The sequence below is a fragment of the Maribacter zhoushanensis genome (assembly GCF_029350975.1).
Taxonomy (GTDB): domain Bacteria; phylum Bacteroidota; class Bacteroidia; order Flavobacteriales; family Flavobacteriaceae; genus Maribacter; species Maribacter zhoushanensis.
On the sequence record NZ_JARKMR010000003.1, the window covers coordinates 564480 to 584609 of the forward strand.

Consider the following 20130-nt stretch of genomic DNA (forward strand, 5'->3'; position numbering starts at 1 on the left):
TTTTAAAAGATGCCAATAATTAGAGGAAGTCCAACTAATGACACTTTATATCTTCTATGCTCTCAGTTTTTTGATTTTGGCTAATGTATCTTTTACCAAAGCTTCTAAACCTGCATAATCTTTATTTTCTAAAATATCTTTACTGATCAATTTTGATCCCATACCAACGCAAGTAACTCCTGCATCGAACCAACCTTTTAGGTTGTCTTCATCTGTACTAACCCCACCTGTTGGCATAATACTTGTCCATGGCTGAGGTCCTTTAATTCCTTTAACGAAACCAGGTCCGTAAAGAGAACCAGGGAATAACTTAACAATCTCACAACCCATTTCTTCAGCCTTATTGATTTCGGTCAATGAACCACAACCAGGAGACCATAAAACTTTTCTACGGTTACAAACAATTGCAATGTCTTCTCTTAAAGATGGTGTTACAATGAAATTTGCACCAAGAGACATGTAGTATGAAGCTGCACCAGCATCTGTAATTGATCCTACGCCCATAATCATACCAGGTAGGTTTTTTATTGCGTATTTGTTCAATTCAGAAAATACTTCGAAAGCGAAATCGCCACGAGCGGTAAATTCCATTAAACGTGCACCACCATCATAACAAGCCTGTAAAATCTTTTTACCTAGCTCAATGTCTGGGTGATAGAATAAAGGTACCATACCAGATTCCTTCATTACATTTGCTACTTCTATTCTTGAATATTGTGCCATTTGAATTTTTTATTTCTCAGTTAAAATTTTGTTGAAATCGTAGTCTGAAGGATTGTCCACATATTTTTTTGCATCCTCATAATCACCTTCACCTACATAGAATAAATTTTGAAAGCATAATTCTGCCAATTCTGAATTGATATTGACCAAGCGAGGAGCAATTTTACCGTTCTCATCTTGTATTTCTGATAAGAATAGGGGAGTAATCTCACCTCTAGAATTTGCGGTGACCATACAGCCACTTTTACCTTCGTCAAATAATTTTTTTACGCCAAGACCTAGTACCGTACAAAGCGTAAGGTCAAAACCTATTGGTCTACAGCAGCGTAATTCATAGCCCAGTTCTACCGGTCTACTTTTAATATCTATACCTAACTCCTTTAATTTCTTTTGAACGAGCATATTAAAAATATGCGCTTTACTAACATTCCCTAATTCTGGGTGCCCATGATCATCATAAGTGAATTTAATTTCACACTTGTCTAATTCAGACTCTGGCATATTATGAAAGACACCTTCACTGATTAATGCAACACCATAATGAATATCTTCTATCTTACGTTTGATCATGGATGAAATTACCATTCTTACCACTTTATCAAAAGTGATTGAAGTACGATCAAACATCTCAGGTATGATCATCATAGGGTAGTGGCAGCTGGCAGCAATGCCAAATGCTAAATGACCCGCAGAACGCCCCATGGTAGACATTACGAACCAGTTTTGGCTGGTACGTGCATCTTCATAAGTTGTATTCCCTATACGTACACCTTCATCTTTTGCAGAATGAAAACCAAATGTTGGGTTTCTATCTGGTAACGGTAAATCGTTATCAATAGTTTTAGGTACGTGAATGTTAGAAATTGAAATGCCTTCTTTTTTTAAAAAGCCAGTAATTCTGTTGGCAGTAGAAGCGGTGTCATCACCACCTATGCTAACCAACAGTTTTACATTATTGTCAATAAATAGGCTAGTGTTTAGTTTTTCGTTTTTAGGTTTAAAACGGCTCATTATTAAAGTGGAGCCACCCCTACTGAAAATCCTGTCTGCATGGAAAAAATCGAATTCCTTGATTTGCGGATTCTCATCGAAAATTCCTTTAAAACCTTCATGCAAACCTAAAACACGATAATTATCTTTTAAAAAAGCCTTTGCCACGGTACTGATTACGGTATTAATACCGGGTGCAGGTCCGCCACCGCAAAGAATTAAAATAGATTTTTTCGACATTTTTATTTTTTAGAAGGTCTAAAGTAGTTTTCTAATTATCTAGCAACTCTACCAGAAGCATCACCACCCATAAGTTTTTCAACTTCAGAAACCGTTACTAGGTTGGCATCTCCTTTAATAGTATGTTTTAAACATGATGCAGCTACAGCAAAATCAAGTGCATTTTGGTCATCTTCTGGGTATTTCAATAATCCGTAGATTAAACCACCCATGAAAGAATCTCCACCACCAACACGGTCAACGATATCTGTAATTTGGTATTGACGAGTTTCGTACATTTTAGTACCGTCCCATAAAACACCTGCCCATGTGTTGTGCGATGCAGAGATAGAACCTCTTAGCGTTGTAATTACCTTTTTAGCTTTAGGGAATTTCTTCATCATCTGCTTACAAACAGATAAGAAAGCTTCCGCTTTAACATCGGCACCATCTTTATGTACGTCTAATCCTTCAGGGTGAATTCCAAAATGTTTTTCAGCATCTTCTTCGTTTCCTAAAATGATATCACAATACTCGGTTAATCCTGCCATAACTTTTTCTCTGTGGGCATCGTCACAGTATGTCCAAAGTTTAGCTCTATAATTTAAATCTGTAGAAATTGTAATTCCTTTTGCACTTGCAGCTTTAACCGCTTCTAAACAAACATCTGCAGCACCTTGAGAGATAGCTGGCGTAATACCCGTCCAATGAAACCATTCAACACCTTCGAAAACAGCGTCCCAATCGATCATTCCAGATTCTATTTCTGAAATAGCTGAATGAGCTCTATCGTAAACTACTTTACTACCTCTAGATACCGCACCGGTTTCTAAGAAGTAGATACCTAAACGATCACCACCGTAAACAATTTTATCTACGCCAACGCCTCTTTTACGCATTTCCATCATTGCACATTCCCCAATATCATTTTTTGGTAAACGTGTTACGAAATCTACAGGAACACCATAGTTAGCTAAAGATACAGCTACGTTAGATTCTCCACCTCCGTAAACTACATCAAAATTATTAGCTTGAGAAAATCTTAAAAATCCTTGTGGTGCTAAACGAAGCATGATTTCACCGAATGTTACTACTTTTTTCATGTTGTTTTATAAGTTTAATATGTACTGATTTATAATTTGTTTAATCGATTAACCACTTTAGCTAAAAAATAACCAAAACAGACATTTTTTGTTTAAATTAATTAAAGTCTTACTTTTGGTTAATCGATTAAACAAATATATACAAACTAATTGAATAAAAAAAGAACAACTTTAAAAGACATTGCAAATGTTTTAAGTATTTCGACGGCAGCTGTGTCCAAAGCTTTAAATGATGATGCACGTATAAGTGTTAAAACAAAGAAAGCTGTAAAACAGGTAGCCAAAGAATTAAATTATCAGCCTAATCATTTGGCAAGTGCCTTAAGAAAAGGGAAAAGTAAATTAGTTGGGTTGATTGTGCCTAGAACTAATAGTAATTTCTTTTCCTCTGTAGTTGAAAATATGGAAGAGGTTCTTGATAAGGCTGGCTACAACATTATAATAACCCAATCTAACGAATCGTTTGAAAAGGAGTGTGATAATATTGATACGCTTTTATATTTACAAGTTGATGGTATTATTGCATCAATGGCAAATGAAACGGTTGACCTATCATATTATGAAAAAATAAAATCTAACGGTATTCCTTTAATTTTGTTTGATAGGGGAGAGAATGACCTAAATGTTGATTATGTTGGGATCAATGATTATGATAGTAGTCATATGATTATAGAGCATTTGGTAGCACAAGGCTGTAAACGTATTGCACATATAGGCGGTTACCGTAGAACAAGAATATTCAATAACAGAATACGAGGTTATATAGATGCGATTAAAAAACACAATCTGCCGCACGACGATGAATTGTTGACAGAAAGTAGCCTTACACTAGAAGATGGTAGAAATCAAATAGAAAAATTATTGGCTTTAAAAAACAGACCTGATGCTGTTTATGTAGCAAGTGATTATGCTGCGTTGGGAGCTTTGCAGGTTTTGAAAGAAAGAAATATCAAAGTACCTGAAGAAATAAAATTAGTAGGTTTTGGTAATGAACCGTTTACTTCTTTGGTAACACCTTCAATTACAAGTATAAGTCAACATAGTAAACAAATAGGAAAATTAGCTGCAGAAACCTTTTTAGGTTACGTTGATAAAGATGTGGTGCGTCAATCTTTGAATAAGATAATTTTAGATTCTGAATTGATTGTACGAGATTCTTCTAAATAGAAAAAGCGTTATTGTAATCTACAATAACGCTTTTTTATAAAGTATAAATATGTATTAGATACCTAAAGCTTGACCACCACCGATTTGTACAGTTTCAGCAGTAATGAAAGCAGCATCTTTGCTAGCTAAGAAAGAAACAACACCAGCAACATCTTCTGGCTGACCTAATCTACCTAACATAATATTATTAGCCCAAGAAGCGAAAACTTCTGGTTTTGTAGCTTTAATTTGAGCATGGAAAGGAGTGTCAATAGTACCAGGAGATACTGCATTTGCTCTAATACCATATTCAGCTAAATCTTTTGCTAAAGCTCTAGTTAAAGCATGAACTCCTGCTTTAGAGGTACCGTAGATACCAGCACCTGGTCCACCAGCTGTCCATCCTGCGTTAGATGTATAGTTAATTATTGATGGGTGCTCACCTTTTTTAAGGTAAGGTATTGCTGCTCTTGAAGCAAAGAAAGCAGAATCAAGATTCAAAGCCATAACACCTCTGTAAAATTCCGTAGTCATTTCTTCAAAACGAGCTCTACCACCTAGACCACCTGCATTGTTTATAAGCGTGTCAATTTTACCATATTTTTCACCGATCGCTTTAATGTTTTTTGCAACCGCTTCTTCATTGGTAACATCAAATCCTAAGTACTCAGCAGTAATACCTTCTGCAGTAAGTTCTTTGATTCTTTCAGCACCAGCTGCGTCATCTATACCATTTAAGATAACGGTATAACCATCTTGTCCTAACCTTTTAGCAACTGCAAATCCTATTCCTCCAGTTGCTCCTGTAATTACTGCTACTTTTCCTTCTGTACTCATGTTATAATTTATTTTAATCTATTCTTAATTCAGTTTATTTATTTTCATTTAGCGGTTCAATTTTACCACATAATAACCAGATACTTGCTAAAGCAATTATGGCCATTGTTGCACCTATTACAAATGCAGGTGTATAATTGCCTCCGGAGGTTAGCCAAGGCACTAGATAAATTAATGCAGCTGCAGTCAATTTTGCTGCCATACCAGCTATTCCCGATAAAGTTCCAATAGTTTTACCACCAAAGAAATCACTAGGTAAAGTTTGAACATTGCCGATGGCAGTTTGGAAACCAAATAATATTAGTGCCATTATTAATACAGCACCTGTAGGTCCGCCTGGGTTTGCCATTGCCAATAAACTAGGCAACATGATTAAGCATCCTATAGTAATTATGATTTTTCTTGTTTTGTCTACACTCCAACCTGCTTTCAAACGGTTTTGAGCAAAAAGACCTCCAAACCAAGCACCCAACATAGCGCCTACATATGGTACCCAACCATAAATACCAATGGTTTTAACATCCATGCCATATACCTCATTTAGGTAAATTGGAATCCATACTACAAATAGCCACCAAATAGGATCAATAGCTGCCGAGGCAATGATAACTCCCCAGCTTTGTTTGTGTTTCAAAAGTTTACCAGTATCAGGATTATAACCATCATCTGGAGTGCCATCATTATCTATATCTTGATTTTGTTGACCTGTTAAGATATAGTTTCGTTCTTCATCTGAAATCCAAGGATGATTTTTTGGTGGAGCTTTTACTAATATTAACCAAGGTATTAACCATAATAATCCTAAGGCACCAACTATAATGAATATCATTTGCCAACTGAAATATATAGTCATGGTGGCTATTGCAGGTATGGCGACAATACCTCCGATCGCTGCTCCAGAATTAAACAATCCTTGAGCAAATGCTCTTTCTTCAGTTGGGAACCATTCTCCATTTGCTTTTGCAGCACCCGGCCAGTTACCCGCTTCTGCAATTCCTAAAATTGTTCTAAAGAAGCCAAAGCTTAAAACACCTTGAGCAAGTGCATGAAGCGCAGTTGCAATAGACCATACACCAATTGAAATGGCAAAACCGATTCGTGTGCCTAACCAGTCTAGAATTTTACCGAAAATAGCTTGTCCAAATGCATACGCAAACATGAAAACTACAGATATGGTGGCAAATATTTCTTTACGTTCATCATTAGTGCTTTCAGGAAATAAATCTTCTGCGATATCTGGCCAAAGAACTCCGATAGACTGACGATCGATGTAGTTGATAATTGTTGCTATTGCAATCAATGCTATAACCCACCATCTTAATCCTTTAATTTTCATAATTCTGTGCTTTTTGGTCTTGTTAGTTGATGAGAATAATTAGTCTTTTATTGTGTAAAGCTTAAAGACCTTAATATTCTTATATGGTTGGTTAGTTTACTTTTAAATGTTGTAGCAATATTTGTAAAGCTCATTAAAATGAACTTTCATCATTTCTTTTGCTTTTTGTGTGTTTTGATCTTTTATGGCATTAAAGATATCTTGATGCTCTTTTATTCGTTTAGGACCTTGATTCTTATCACAGACATGATATTTTTCAAAGTTGTTAATGATTTCTGGCGTGATAATCAACATCATTCTATTAATAGTGCTGTTTCTACATGCCTGAGCAATTGCTAAATGAAAAAGTAAATCTTCTTGAACAGCATCTTCATTGTTCAGTACCTTTTTTTTGTATGATTCTAATGCCGTTTCTATCTTTTCTAGATCGTCATTAGTTCTACGTTTTGCGGCTAATCTTACTGTTTTAAGCTCTAACAAAATTCTTGTTTCAACCAATGATTTAAAATCAGGATCTTCTAAAGCAAGAATGTCATCTATCATTCCATTCATGGCTACTAAACCAATATCTGCTACAAAAGTTCCACTTTGTGGTTTAGATTTTAATATGCCGTAAAATTCAAGTTTCTGAATTGTTTCTCGCACATTTCCTCTACTAACTTCAAAACGTTCAGATAACATACGTTCTGATGGCAATTTATCGCCAGGTTCAAGATTTTTATTATTTATTAAATCTCTAATTTTAGCAATGATTTCATTGTGAAGTTGCTGGTGGTCGTTTTTTGTTAGAATCTCTAGCTTCATATATCACATTTTCAATGTTATGAAAAATTGGTTAACCAGATTGGTTTATCAAATTTATGAAAATAAATGTCTTATCAAATTTTTCAAGAGTTTAATATTGTAAACTTCATTTAAATTTTAAAGAAAGATGGACTGGCTCTCTCAAAAAAGCCAGCCATCTTAAAAAACTAACTCAAACAACTTTCTTTTATAATTTTTTAGTACCCTGGGTTCTGTGTTAAGTTCGGGTTTATTATTATTTCAGATTGAGGAATTGGGAACAGGTAATCTTTAGCTGGGTCAAAAGATTTTGGACCAGGTCCAACTCCAGATTCTGTAGACACTTCAGACTCCAAACCATCAGCTCCAAATACATCATTACCTAATTTTCTTCTAGCAATGTCGTACCATCTTTTCATTTCATAAGCAAATTCCAATCTTCTTTCTTCCAAGATTCTAGTTCTGAAGTCGTCTTGTGAAAGACCTGAGAAATCTTCAGGAACTGTGCTAGCTGGTATAGTCACTTCTTCGCCATTTACCCAAGAAACACCACCTGCTCTTGATCTTGCCATAACGCGGTTAACCCAAGCTTCAGCTTCTACAGTTAGCCCTAATTCGTTAGCAGCTTCAGCTCCTATCATTAATACTTCTGCATAACGCATCATCATATAATTAGAGTGAGAAGATCTACCGTTACCATCTTGTTGAGGTAATTTACTTGCCATACGTGTGTATTTGGCAACATGAGGTCTATTTACAGCTCTACCGTCAGCATCTGTGAAATTTGTGTAAGGCACAACTTCTCCATCTTGAACTGCAGTAGCATCAAAAGTAACTGTCTTTCTGTAATCTAAGTCATCCCAAGTAGTAAACACTTTTAAAGCAGGAACTTCAACAGACCAGCCGCCTCCCATATCATATTGATCGTCTGATCTAATACCGGTAAAAGCAACTTGGTAATCTCTTCCTTGGTCACCATCTGAAACTCCAGTAAAATCTAATACAAAAATTGGTTCTAAAGATTGATCAATTTTAACTGCATCATACAGGTCTTGAAAATTTGGTTCAAGTCCTAAATTGTAAGTCCCTTCATTATTGATGATTTCTTTAGCTTCATCATATGATTTTTGCCAATCTTCTAAAGTTAAATAAACTAAAGATAAGAATGCACTTGCAGCTGATTTAGCTGGGATAGCTCTTGTAGGCTGCGTGTTTGGTAAATTAGCCTTTGCAAATTCGAAATCTGCAATGATGTTTTCGTATACAGTAGCAGCAGGAGTTCTTTCTGCAACCGCAGCTTCTGATAAAACAGTAGTATCATCTAAATAAGGAATATCACCAAATTGTCTTACTAAATGAAAATAAGCAAACGCTCTTGCAAAACGTGCTTCTGCAATTACTTCGTTTCTTTCTGCTTCATCAACATCAGTTAATGAAAGACCAGATTTTATAGCTTCGTTTGCTGCACCAATTATTTGATACACTTTTGGCCAGTATACATTAGAACCACCAGCAATTAAAGCGTTATCTGCCTGTACGGTAAAGTTGTCGTGATCAATTCTTTCTTGAGCACCCGTTCTACCTATAGCCATCATGTCGCTACGGAACATAAGAGCCTGGGTCATTTCTCTTGACATAAAGTTTCTGTGCACCATGTGTGCGTAAGAACCGGCTACAAAACCTTCTACTTCTGTTAAGCTTAAAGCACTGAAATAACTGTCAGGACTCAATTCGGTAATTGGATCTTCTTCTAAATCTGAGCATCCTACGATTGTTAAGCCAATCAATAAGAATAAATATTTATATGTTTTCATTATATATATGATTTTAAATTATTGATTAAAATTTTAAGTTAAGTGCAAAGTTTACAGATCTAACGGTAGGGTAGTTACCAAAATCATGACCTTGAACTACATTACCAGAGCCTGTACTTCCTCCACCGCTACCGAAGTAACTTACTTCAGGGTCTAAACCTGAGTAACTTGTGAAAGTTAATAAGTTTTGTGCACTTACAGATATTCTTAGATTATCCATTCCTAATTTTTCAACTACATCAACTGGGAAAGTATAACCTAAAGCGATATTCTTTAATCTAATATAGCTCCCGTCTTCAACAAATCTAGAAGAGATTTCTCTATCTCTAATTTTGTTAGATGGTATATTGGAATCAGTGTTTGTTGGAGACCAAGCATTAAATGCATCTGTAATTGTGTTAGAATCACCATTAAACAACTGCACGTTAGTTAGGTTTAAAATTTCTCCTCCTTGAGAACCTTGGAAGAAGATATTTAAATCTAAGTTCTTGTATCTAAAATTGTTTGTGAAACCAAATGTAAAATCTGGATTAGGGTCACCCATAATAGTTTGGTCACCTGTATCAATTTCACCATTACCATCAATATCTCTGAATAATGGATCACCTGCTTCAGCAAAACCACCTTTAAGTGCTGTTCCTGCAGGTAAATCACCACCTTGATAAACACCTTGGTAGTCAAGACCCCAGAATAAACCAATAGCTTCACCTTCTCTTAAAATGTAAGTGTCTTTTCCAGAGAAATAACCTGGAGCCGCACTGTCAATGATATCACCGTTATTTAAAGCAATAACTTCATTTTTATTCGTAGCTAAGTTGAAATCAGTAGTCCAGCTAAAGTTTTCTTTACTAATGTTTCTAGTACTTAAAGTAACTTCAAAACCTTTATTATTGATTTCACCAACATTAGAGAATACTTCTAAATCTACTGCACCGCTGTAAGCAGGCGATGTTGCCGTTTCTAATAAAAGATCTTTCGTATCAATGTTATAGTAATCAAGTGAAAGAGAAATTTTATTACTTAGTAAACCTAAATCAACACCAATGTTTGTTTGGTAAGAAGATTCCCATTTCAAATCTGGGTTAGCTTCTTGGGCAACAGAAACAGAAGGAGCTGTTTCAATAGCTGTTGCAGGTGTTACTGCTAATTCTGCTAAAGATTGGTAAGGAGAAATTGCTTGGTTACCGGTTACACCGTAACTAGCTCTTAACTTTAAGTTAGAAATAGTTTCGCTATCCTTTAAGAATTCTTCGTTTGAAATTTTCCAACCAATAGCTCCAGAAGGGAAAATAGCATACTTTTCATTTTCTGCGAAGTTAGAAGCACCATCACGTCTTACTGTAGCAGTCAATAAATATTTGTCATCATAGTCATAATTTAATCTACCAAATTGAGATTGAATTTCAGATTCTGAAATTGATGAAGTAACTCTACGTGTTTGTACTTCACCCGCAGCTAAGTTGTAAAATAAGAAATCATCAGAAAGAAGTTCTTGTGTAAGTGCAGAAAATCTAACTGTATTTGTCTTCTGATAAGAGTAACCACCTAATAAAGTTAAATTACCTTTTCCTATTTCAGCGTTGTACGTTAAGTAATTTTCACTTAAAAGGTTTGTAGTTCTTCTATTTGCCAAACTTGCAAAACCTGTTGAAAGTTGAAAAGTCTGTGGTTTAAAAGCACCAACTGTTTCGTTAAGCGTACTGTAACCAAAAGTTGTTTTAAAAGCAAGGTTATCTAAAATGTCATAGTTTGCATAGAAGTTTGTTCTATATCTATCAACCTTAGTCTCGTTTACCAATTCATTGGCAACTGCCCAAGGGTTTTCAACACCATCACCAACAGAGTTTTGCGTGAAATTACCATCTTCATCATAAATACCTCTATCTGGAGTAAATCTAAATGCCAATGAAATAACATCATCACCACCACCATTTGCAGTTTCTCCCGTAGATTGGGTAAGTACACCATTTTTAGTGTCTCTACTGCCAAATAAATTCATTCCTAATTTTAATTTATCCGTTACTTGAGCATCAATGTTAGAAAGGAAAGTTAATTTCTCAAAATCGGAATTGGTAACAATACCTTCTTGCTTAAAGTAGTTTGCTGAAGCGTAGAAATTAATGTTCTCACTTCCTCCAGAGAAAGAAAACTGATGGTTAGCCGTGCTACCAGTTTTGTAAATGACATCTTGCCAATCAGTATTAGCAGGTCCTTGCTCGTAAGTAGGGTTTATTATTTGTTGATATCTAGCGAATTCATCTGCATCTAAAAGATCTAATCTATTAGCAGTACTCTGTACTGAATAAGCAGTGTTTACTTCAACTGAAATTTTACCTGTTCTACCTTTTTTGGTAGTAACCAATACAACACCTCCAGAACCTCTAGAACCGTAGATAGCTGTTGCAGAAGCATCTTTTAATACTTCAATAGATTCAATATCATTTGGTTGTGGCATTGTTGCGCCTACGAAACCATCAACAACAACTAATGGTCCGCTATTTGCGCCAATAGAAGTGTTACCTCTTACCTTTATAGCAATTGGAGCTCCTGGCTCACCACCATTGTTAGACTGTACAACAACACCTGCTGCACGACCTTGCAATGCTTGTTCAGCACTTGCTAGTGGAAAAGCATTTAATTCCTCAGATTTTACAGAAGAAACAGATCCAGTAATGTCGCTTTTTTTCTGAGAACCATAACCTACTACAACAACTTCTTCAAGTTGGCTTGCGTCTTCTGCTAAAACAACGTTTAAGGTTTGTTGTCCTGTAATATCAACATTTTTTGTAGCATACCCTATGGAAGAGAATACCAAAACATCACCATTAGATACAGTTATAGAAAAATTACCATCAAAATCTGTAGAAGTACCAGTAGTTGTATTTTGAATAACAACATTGGCACCTGGTACCGGCATGGTAGTTTCATCGGTAACCGTACCTGTTAAGGTGTAGCCGTCTTGTGCGAATAATGATACGTTGAGTAACAATACCATCATTAATACTAATTTCGTTTTTAAATTCATTTGTAATCTTGTTATGTTAATTTAAGTTCGACTTTGTTAAGTCTGATTAAAGCATTCAAAATGAAAAAGGTTAATCTTTTCATTTTACATCTGTTCTTTGATTTCCCTAGTTTTTAATTTGAAAAATTTTGAACAGTAAATAGTACACTTTTAGTTTTAGTCCTTAAGAAGGAATAAATGATGTTTCTGTAAATGTGTTAATGTGATTTTTGTGCCATTGAGTTTAATTGAAGTTTAAGTTCGAATTTAATTTGAGTACTGTTGATTTTTTGGTTTTCCAAACTGGTTATCCAATTTGGTTTACCAAATATATGTTATTTCTTCGTTAAAAAAAGAGAATTTTTCATTTTAACAACTTTCAAAGTCTCTCAATTTTTGAAATCTGCTTTTAAGCCCTATGAATATTGAGGATTTGATATTTTGTTAACAAATGGGCTATTTTTAAAAAATGACATTTTATGGGGTATTTTGGGCTATATTTTGTTTACAGTTCGCATATAAATGGCTAGATTTGAACGGTTTTCCTCTCTAAAATTCTAAAACTTTATTTGGTTTTTGATTAAAATCAATGAATTTGAAAAGTAAATTTTCATTGATTTTGAAGATTTTTACACACTTTAATACATCGATATGAACACTGATTTAGAACAATATGCATATATACCCTTAAAACAATTCTCTAATAGAGTTTGGAGAACTTATGAAGGTGGGGCTTTGATAGATAAATGGAAAAAAGATTCGCCAGAAATAGATGGTAGTATGCCAGAAGAGTGGATTATGTCTACAGTAACAGCTAGAGGAAACGGTAGACCAGAAGATGAGGGTCTGTCTATGGTTGAAACACCTACGGGTACCTATTCTTTGAAAGAATTGGTAGATTCTAATAAGGAATTGTATTTGGGTAAGTCGTTGGCGGATAAATTTGGAGCTACAGGTGTCTTGATCAAGATGCTAGATTCAAAAGAAAGATTAACGATACAAGTGCACCCAGATAAAGATTATGCTAAAACAATGTTGAATTCCGCCTTTGGTAAAACAGAGTCTTGGTATGTATTGAACAAGCGCGAAATAGATGGAGAGAAAAGTGTTATTTACATGGGCTTTAAAGAAGGAGTTACCAGAGATCAGTGGGAAACTCTTTTTGTAAATCAAGATATTGAGGGTATGCTCAACAGTCTACATAAAATTGAAGTGAACCCTGGTGATGCCTATATGATTTATGGCGGAGTGCCACATGCTATTGGTAGTGGTTGTTTTTTAATGGAAGTACAAGAGCCTACCGATTATACTATGCGTGTAGAAAAAGTTACTCCTGCAGGATTAACAATTTCTGATGAATTAATACATCAAGGGGTTGGCGAGCAAAATATGTTGGACTGCTTTCATTATAATGGCTGTTCTTATGAAGAGGCAATAAGCAGATGGAAGGTTTCACCAAAAACAATAGATTCATCTGATACTCATATCTTAAATACCATTTTTAACGAAACACATACAGACTGCTTTGGTTTAAACGAGTTAGATTTAGATGGGGCACATACCATCAAAGCGAACGGAAGCTTTTTCGTTGCCGTTATATATTATGGTGAAGGCACAGTAATATGTGGAGGTAAAGAATATAGTTATGCACAAGGTGATGAAGTATTCTTTTCGGCAGCTATAGATGAAGTGGAGTTCAAATCTGCCGTAGCATCGAAAATCTTATTATGCTATCCACCTAGTTAAGGAAGAGGTTGAATAACTATTGTTCAATTCAGAAGATGATAAAGAAGGGCTTATAATATTCAAATGAATTGTAAGCCTTTTTCTATTGCAATCTAAATGATTGTTTCAGATGTAATACTAAATGAAATCAATAAAACCGTTCAGGGCAACATAGAGCATATAGCAATTGAAAATAAATGTGGCTCCCAAAGCTAAATTTAATCCTAGACCAATTTTATGTTCTTTCATTATATTCTTATTATTTAAAAGAAGAAGAAGAAAGAGTGTTATCAATGGCATCACAAAAGGACTTAATGCTTGAGAGGCAATTAAAATCCAAACTGGTTTTCCTCCTAATAATGGTACAATTAGACCAGATAAGGCAACCAATACTACAATTAGTTTATAAAGAGGCTTTTTCATGTCTCTTTCTGTGCCGGTATAATCAGCTACAAGCCATGGAAATAATAAAAGATTAGGGAAAATTGAAGATAGTCCCGCGCCAATGATTCCTAAAGTAAATAGGGTAAGGGCAAAATCCCCTGCCCAAGGCCCTAAAGCATCCATCATATCAGTAGCGTCATCTACCGGTGCTCCTTTAAAATATAATGTACCTGTAGCGCTTATCATTATGGCAAGGCTAATGAAAAAGGTCATGATCATAGATGACATAGCATCTTTATTCTCAGTTTTTAAGTCTTTTAGTCCCCAGTTTTGCTCTTGAACTAAAATACTACGAGATGCCAAACATACGCCCGCCATTGTAGTACCTACTATACCGGCAATTACTAATCCGTTATTATCACCTTTAGGCAATTCAGGGAAGAATTCGGTAATAGATGTACCTGCTTCTTTCACAACCATAAAACTGGTAACGATAAATGCAAGAGCCATAAAACCTACCATGATACTCATGGCCTTTATAAAATTTTCGTGTTTACCAGTCCAGAACAGTGCTATTAATAGTGCGATAAAAAATATGGCAACGATTGGTGCATTAAGAAAAGATATGGAGGTCTTTACAGAAATCCATTCCATGGTAACTTCTGCTACTACGCCCATAACACCTATACAAGATGATACTATGGAAACGAGTAACGCCGCAATAATAAAAATTGTAAGCGGCTTGCCAAAAGTTTGTTTAAAATTGAACATTAGGGTATTACCGGAAACTATGGTCAATTTACTTATGGAAACCAATAAGAAGTAGGTGAAGAAGCATGATAATAAAAGTGCCCATGACAGGCTTAGCCCATATTTTGCGCCAGATACTACCATAGAAGTAACACTGCCGGTACCTACAACATAACCGATAATAAAAAATGCTGGGCCAAAATCTTTAAGACGTTTTTTAAATTTTCCTGAGAAGGATATATTTTCTGTTGTCATAATTATTGGTCCAGCATTTAAATGTTATAAAATAGTATTGTTGTTCATCTGTTCTTAGCTATTATAATGGCTGAAAACAGTTGTAACTTTATTCCTTATCTCCAAAATAGGATGGACCCACACCGCTCAAGAAATCTTCTCTTACAGGGCTAAAAGTGTCAATAAGTTCACCTTCTTCAAGGCAAACTGCACTATGTAATAAATTTGGCTCAATGTAAACACCGTCTCCAGCTTCTACTATTTGTTTTTCTCCGTCAATTACAAATTCGAATTTTCCTGATACACAATAAGTAGCCTGTGTATGAAAATGTTGGTGTGGTGCACCTAGAGCTCCTTTATCAAATTTTACTCTTACCATCATAATTTGATTGTCATATCCTAAGAATTTTCTTGACACTCCACCGCCAAGTACTTCCCATTCCATGTCTTTTGTAATAACGTACTTTTCGCTAAATCTCTTCATAACTATTGATTTTCTGTTTTTATTTAAAATAATATGAGCCAGACCACTCATAGTTTTTGTCGTTAATATTTAATGTATGTGTTGCCTTTTTCGAAGCATTGTTGTTTGCAATGATAAATACCTTAGTAATGTCGTTTACGGTAGTAATTGAAATAGCAGTATAATCTACATTATCCAAAATTACTTTAAGTTCCTTAATATTACTATTAGAATTTATGGCAGATTCTGTAACGGGGCTATAGCTTCCGTGCGACTCTGTAATTGAAACAAACATGGTGTTTTGAGTATCTTTTCTGCGGATTATAAAACCAGCTTCTCTTCTTAAGTTAAATTTAGGATCGTTTGCACCTATTCTAACGAATCTAAGTTCGTCATCTTTTGAAATTGTCGAGGTCAAGGTATAGAATTTACCTTTGTCTAACCAGCTTATTTTTGTGTTTTCTTCCGTTGTACTTCCACAACCTTCAGACCAAAGATGTTGATATCCATTGTCGTTACCTAAAGTTTCTAGCGTATTTGGTACTTCATACTCAAAATTAGTTTTTATTACTTGTCCTAAGAAGTAAAAAGGCAAGTCATATTGATTTGTACTATCTGCGTCTACCTTTAAAATATCAAGCATAAAAGGATTTTCAAAACTATCATCTTTGATAATTGCCATGGTTCTGTGCATTTCAGTTTCAGGGTAGGCATTGGTCTCTTTGGCGCTAACTATTTGTACTGAAGCATTAGAGTCATCAAATAGATAAAGATCTGGATGATATTTACTTCCAATATCATATTTACCTTGATAATGAGATTTCTCGTTTTGTACCAGCGTATTATGTGCAATAGTTTGCTTGGCCCAAGTTTTGTTCTCCTTTAGATAATTACCACCGCCTTTTTGTTCAATATTTACAAAACGGGCTAATCCATAATCTTGTAATACTTCATTGCCATTATTGTAAAAGGAATAGGATAATTTATCATAATGACCATGACTTGATCCTTGTGAGGCGTATTTAAATACAAGCTCCAAATTCTCACTACGTAAAATACCTACACCACCTTGTTTTCCTTCTGGTCCGTCAGACAGATTAATAGATTTTTTATTGAAGGGGGTAGCTTTTCCATTTTTAACGCCTAGGGCTACTGCTAAACCAGAATCGTCTAATAATACTTTGTTTTGTTTAGCCGCTATACTTAATAAGCCAGGATCTTGTGATCCGTAGTAATAAGAAATATCAACAGCTGATACCAATGCGTCAGTGTAATAGGACATTCCTTTTTGACCATCGTTCAGTGGAAAGAAGTCACCATCTGCATCAGATAAATTTAAGAGCGCGTTTATAGATTTTAACAACACACCATCTTTATATTCAAAAATTTTGAGTTCAGGTTTTACATTGTGCAATCCTTCCGCAAAAATTAAGAAAGGGTACATGGCGTAGCGTTGATAATATGGTCCTTCATTATAATATCCGTCTGGTGAAAAAGGTTCTTCTATATTGGCTAAAAATCCAGCTTTTCCTTCTTTATTAATGAATCCGCCATCATCGTCTTTTGCAGATTTATCCATCTCTAATCCTGGAATTCCGTATAGTGCGCGATCAATTAATTCTTTATCGTTCATTACAAGACCGATCATACCAACAGCAGCATTACCCCATGTACTATGATTGTGTACTCTCTGGTAAAATTGTGGGCTGTCTACAGAAATATGATCAGCAAATGGCCTAAAGAGATTGTTCTCCAATTTTTTTCTTTCTGCCTTGCTCAGGTAATTGTAAATACAATCATAAGCTTGACTCACATAAACAAGCCAGTTAGAATCATTTAAACACTGCCAAAATAACTTGCCACGCGCATATGATCTAGTTTTTGGGTGTAATGGTAATGTCTTGTACATTTCCTCATATTGCAATAACATGTCTTTTACATATTTTGCATATTTTTCATCATCTAAAATTTGGTATAGAGCACCGGCTTGCTGCATTACGTACATATTACGCTTATGACGTACATGTGTATAGCCGCCAGAATAATCTTTTGGAATAGGCGTATCTATGCCCAAGGCTATTTCGGCATCTACCTGTTGTTTTAGTTTTTCTAAAGAAGCATCGAATAAAGGTACGTTACCCAACTCTGCTCTAATCTTCTCCACTCCAGATTTTGTTAGAATAAGACTTGGGTGTTCTTGAGCATTTGCGCTTAAGGTTATAAATATAGCGCAAACAAAAATTTGTAATGATGTTATGTACTTGTTCATGTTTATTGTTCCTTTTTTAATAGGCCTAGATTTTTACCATCAGTGCCTTTGCCTTTTAAAGGGGAATCTGCACTTAGTGAATAATTACTGTTTTTAGAAAATTTAGGTTCAAGCTCCCATTGGTTTTCTACTATATATTTTTGGTCACCTGTAACAATTAGTTTTTCAGAATTGCTAAGAGCATTGTTCAAAACCTTAACGATTGGCTCACCAACGACCAAGTGCATAGTAATGGACTTACTATCTTTAAAAATATTGTTTTTTATTTCGGTTTCTTGAACGCCGTATAAGGAAACGGTAGCATCATATTTATTTTTAGATCCGTAACCAACATGATCAAATACATTGTGTTCCATCTCTAAAAACGGACCAAAAGTACTTTCATCTTTACCACCTCTGTATAATCTTAACGCAGCACCTTGTAGATCACTAATAGCATTGTTCTTCATAATAAAGTACTCAACATTATAAGCGCCAATATCATCTGTTTCTTTGTCTAAGGCGGCAATGCTACCAGATATATTTTTAAACTTCGAATTTTGAATGCTAATAGTGTCGGCAAATGTGCCTTTAGAAACACGTAGTACGTCAAAAGAATGATTAACGACCATATCTTTAAACTCGCATTTATCTATGAATAACTTGTAATTATCTATCATAGATTTTTTACTGGTGCTAATAACCGAGTTACCTGCGTAGTCTGGAGATTTAGTACCGTCAAAAGTGATGTTTTCCAAAGATAAACTTCCTCCATTTTCAATTTCAAAAGCCATCATTCTTTCAAATAAAATGGTTGCTTTTTCTTTTCCTACAGTTTTAAACGTAAGTGGATGGTTAATTTTTAATGCTTTAGTCAGTAAGTAAGTGCCGGCATCTTCTAAAACGATAATATCACCTGGCTTAGTTTCTTTTACTTTATCGTACAAGGTATTTATGCCTGCCGCTACATTTATGATATTACCAGAATTTAGTGCAACGGTGTTGTCTGCTTTTGAATACCATGAAGTACCTGTATTTTCTTTGGTAGCAATTTTAGGGCTAATAGAAACCTTAGTTTTAATCTTGTTAGAAGTAGGGATTAAGAATCCGTTCTTATCTGTCACCAATTTAATTTTGGCATTTTTAAAACCTTCTTCTATTGTGGTATCTGAATTTTCACTAAGAATATTGTTTCTGAAAGTGATACCACTAATATCATCATCAATTGTAAATACATCTTTCTTGGTTTCGTTATAAATGATATTCTCTGAAAATTCAGAAGTCTTTGGAGCCTGACTTCTCTCTGCATCGCTACCTGCACCAAAAAGTATATTGTCGCAGTTTACAAAAGTATTGTTGTTTACTTTAGAATCTATAACAGGTACATATCTATTTGGCGGCGAGTTTGGTACACCGTTCATCATAACGAAAGCACCTCTAAAACGATATCCGGTTAGACCTATGTGGTAGTTGTTGATTACCGTCTGCGTTTCATTAATTACACGTATACCACCAGTACTTGGCTTGTTATTGCCAATAAATACATTACCGTCAACTAAGGTTTCATTTCCATGACGCATAGTTAGCGTACCTGTACATTCAAAAAAAGTGTTGTATTTGAAGGTGTTATTACAAGATTTGTTTGAGATGATTTCATGTTCACCATTAGTTCTGTCAAAATAATTAGATGCTACTAAGGTGTTCGATTTTTCTAATGCGTGGTGACTGGTGCCTATTCTTAAAGTTTCACCGCCATTGTTACCGTATGTAGGGCGAGGTCCAAAGTAATTATGGTCTATTTGGTGATTATTGGCTCTACTTTCTTCCGTATCCAAACCAACAATCATGGTAACTCCTAAATTCTTTTTACCCGCGATATGATTATGGTCAATACGGTTATTTTTTCCGTAGATGGTTATCCAGTAATCTTGAACTTGGCGTTCTGGGTTATTGAAGTTATCGATTACACACTCGGTCAGTCGAGAATTATTTGCCATGTGTTCTCTGCTTTTTCTAAAAGAAATAACAGCATTAGTAGGGGTATAACCGTTTTTGAATACTAGTCCTTTAACGATTAAATGGTCACCTGCAATTCTAAGGTTGGAAGCTCCGGATAAAATTACTTTTCCTTTTTCTTCTGCAATAAGTGTTATAGGTTTTTCCGTAGTTCCGTTTGCTTCAAAAAGAAGTTCGGCATTCATCCATACTCCATTGGCTAAGATAATGTTGTCTCCTGGTTGAACTTTTTGCAAAACATCGTTAAACTCAGCTACAGTTTTTACTACATAATCTTGTTGTGGTGTAGTGTAGGAATATAATAGGCAAAGAAAAACAGATAAGAATAGAAGGTGGCGTTGTCTCATAAGTTAAA

Annotated in this window: 14 protein-coding genes; 2 read left to right on the forward strand and 12 right to left on the reverse strand. The window is 35.1% G+C overall.

Translation table 11 applies throughout. The annotated features are described in order from the left end of the window. Positions 1 to 54: 54 nt before the first annotated feature. The 3 genes from PXD56_RS12860 to PXD56_RS12870 are packed head-to-tail and all read right to left on the reverse strand — an operon-like array spanning position 55 to position 3035. Complete coding sequence (locus PXD56_RS12860) at positions 55 to 723, reverse strand: bifunctional 4-hydroxy-2-oxoglutarate aldolase/2-dehydro-3-deoxy-phosphogluconate aldolase (RefSeq protein WP_276493747.1); 669 nt, start codon at positions 721 to 723, stop codon at positions 55 to 57. 9 nt (positions 724 to 732) lie between these two features. Next, positions 733 to 1953 carry a 6-phosphofructokinase gene (locus PXD56_RS12865; RefSeq protein ID WP_276493748.1) on the reverse strand — a complete coding sequence of 407 codons (1221 nt, stop codon included), beginning with the start codon at positions 1951 to 1953 and terminating at the stop codon, positions 733 to 735. 35 nt (positions 1954 to 1988) lie between these two features. Further along, positions 1989 to 3035 (reverse strand): sugar kinase, encoded by a 1047-nt coding sequence (locus PXD56_RS12870; protein ID WP_276493749.1) that lies wholly within the window; start codon positions 3033 to 3035, stop codon positions 1989 to 1991. A gap of 150 nt (positions 3036 to 3185) precedes the next feature. Here PXD56_RS12870 and PXD56_RS12875 point away from each other — a divergent pair, with 150 nt between their 5' ends. Then, on the forward strand, positions 3186 to 4202 hold the full coding sequence (locus tag PXD56_RS12875; protein WP_276493750.1) for a LacI family DNA-binding transcriptional regulator: 1017 nt from the start codon (positions 3186 to 3188) through the stop codon (positions 4200 to 4202). A 54-nt stretch (positions 4203 to 4256) separates the two neighbouring features. Here the strand turns inward: PXD56_RS12875 and PXD56_RS12880 are convergent, their stop codons facing one another. From PXD56_RS12880 to PXD56_RS12900, 5 genes are all read right to left on the reverse strand, one after another. After that, the gene (locus tag PXD56_RS12880; RefSeq protein ID WP_276493751.1) at positions 4257 to 5018 is read right to left on the reverse strand and encodes an SDR family NAD(P)-dependent oxidoreductase; all 762 of its coding nucleotides are present in this window, start codon (positions 5016 to 5018) and stop codon (positions 4257 to 4259) included. A gap of 34 nt (positions 5019 to 5052) precedes the next feature. Then, positions 5053 to 6354 (reverse strand): MFS transporter, encoded by a 1302-nt coding sequence (locus PXD56_RS12885; RefSeq protein WP_276493752.1) that lies wholly within the window; start codon positions 6352 to 6354, stop codon positions 5053 to 5055. A 102-nt stretch (positions 6355 to 6456) separates the two neighbouring features. Next, complete coding sequence (locus PXD56_RS12890; RefSeq protein WP_276493753.1) at positions 6457 to 7158, reverse strand: FadR/GntR family transcriptional regulator; 702 nt, start codon at positions 7156 to 7158, stop codon at positions 6457 to 6459. Positions 7159 to 7355: 197 nt separating this feature from the next. Then, the gene (locus PXD56_RS12895; protein WP_276493754.1) at positions 7356 to 8951 is read right to left on the reverse strand and encodes a RagB/SusD family nutrient uptake outer membrane protein; all 1596 of its coding nucleotides are present in this window, start codon (positions 8949 to 8951) and stop codon (positions 7356 to 7358) included. Positions 8952 to 8976: 25 nt separating this feature from the next. Next, a complete protein-coding gene (locus tag PXD56_RS12900; RefSeq protein WP_276493755.1) occupies positions 8977 to 11976 on the reverse strand; it encodes a SusC/RagA family TonB-linked outer membrane protein in 3000 nt (999 codons plus the stop codon). Between the two features lie 630 nt (positions 11977 to 12606). Here PXD56_RS12900 and PXD56_RS12905 point away from each other — a divergent pair. After that, complete coding sequence (locus PXD56_RS12905) at positions 12607 to 13701, forward strand: type I phosphomannose isomerase catalytic subunit (protein ID WP_276493756.1); 1095 nt, start codon at positions 12607 to 12609, stop codon at positions 13699 to 13701. Between the two features lie 117 nt (positions 13702 to 13818). Here PXD56_RS12905 and PXD56_RS12910 read toward each other — a convergent pair whose 3' ends face one another. From PXD56_RS12910 to PXD56_RS12925, 4 genes are all read right to left on the reverse strand, one after another. Beyond that, positions 13819 to 15069, reverse strand: coding sequence for an Nramp family divalent metal transporter (locus PXD56_RS12910; RefSeq protein ID WP_276493757.1), 1251 nt, complete (start codon positions 15067 to 15069; stop codon positions 13819 to 13821). An 88-nt stretch (positions 15070 to 15157) separates the two neighbouring features. Continuing rightward, the gene (locus tag PXD56_RS12915) at positions 15158 to 15532 is read right to left on the reverse strand and encodes a cupin domain-containing protein (RefSeq protein ID WP_036156630.1); all 375 of its coding nucleotides are present in this window, start codon (positions 15530 to 15532) and stop codon (positions 15158 to 15160) included. Positions 15533 to 15551: 19 nt separating this feature from the next. Continuing rightward, a complete protein-coding gene (locus PXD56_RS12920; RefSeq protein WP_276493758.1) occupies positions 15552 to 17780 on the reverse strand; it encodes an alginate lyase family protein in 2229 nt (742 codons plus the stop codon). A gap of 2 nt (positions 17781 to 17782) precedes the next feature. Next, positions 17783 to 20122 carry a chondroitinase-B domain-containing protein gene (locus tag PXD56_RS12925; protein WP_276493759.1) on the reverse strand — a complete coding sequence of 780 codons (2340 nt, stop codon included), beginning with the start codon at positions 20120 to 20122 and terminating at the stop codon, positions 17783 to 17785. Between the last annotated feature and the right edge of the window lie 8 nt (positions 20123 to 20130).